The following is a 269-nucleotide window of genomic DNA, read 5'->3' on the forward strand; positions in this document are numbered from 1 at the left end:
GCGGCGTGCTCGGCCGCCGCCGCGCCGCCCGGCGGGAGGAGCCTGAGCGCCGCCGGGGTGCCGTCGGCCCGGTGGACCAGGACGACCATGCCCGTCCGGCCGCCCGGCGCCTGCACCCGTTCGGGCGTCAGCTCCCAGCGGTCCAGCCACTCCCGGGCCGTGGCCGGGAGTCCGGCCAGCCAGTGGCCGGCGGCCGCCGCGCGGGCCGGGTCGGGATCGGAGCCCAGGGCCCGAACCAGCCGTTCCGGCGGTTCGAGGCGGTCGTTCGC

General features: G+C 81.4%; 1 pseudogene. It reads right to left on the minus strand.

Features of this window, described 5'->3' with window-relative positions:
* A pseudogene (locus JNW98_RS35845) lies at window positions 1-269 on the minus strand (aminoglycoside phosphotransferase family protein); the annotation flags it as partial.

The sequence above is a fragment of the Streptomyces huiliensis genome (assembly GCF_020037025.1).
Taxonomy (GTDB): domain Bacteria; phylum Actinomycetota; class Actinomycetes; order Streptomycetales; family Streptomycetaceae; genus Streptomyces; species Streptomyces huiliensis.